The sequence below is a fragment of the Xenorhabdus entomophaga genome (genome assembly GCF_037996725.1).
Lineage (GTDB): Bacteria > Pseudomonadota > Gammaproteobacteria > Enterobacterales > Enterobacteriaceae > Xenorhabdus > Xenorhabdus khoisanae.
On record NZ_JBBMXH010000533.1, the window covers coordinates 1 to 223 of the forward strand.

A 223-nucleotide genomic window follows, 5' to 3' on the forward strand; every position below is an offset into this window, starting at 1 on the left:
CAATAACCCGTTTATGATGTTAGGGGTAGCTACGGCATTGGCGGCCCCGATGATAGGGATGGTGGGGGCTGACGGTTTTGGTGTTCATCTTTATGCCCAATCGACCGCCGGAAAGACGACGACCGCCGATATCGCAACCAGTTTGTACGGTAAAGCAGATGAGCAGCGGTTAACGTGGTATGGCACCGCACTGGGGATTGCCAACGAGGCTTTAGCTCACAAT

The 223-nt window shown here is 53.8% G+C and carries 1 protein-coding gene; it reads left to right on the forward strand.

Annotated features, from left to right (window positions below):
• Window positions 1–223, forward strand: a 223-nt coding sequence (locus AAC854_RS24915; RefSeq protein WP_340619209.1) for a DUF927 domain-containing protein, incomplete at both ends; no start/stop codon positions are given.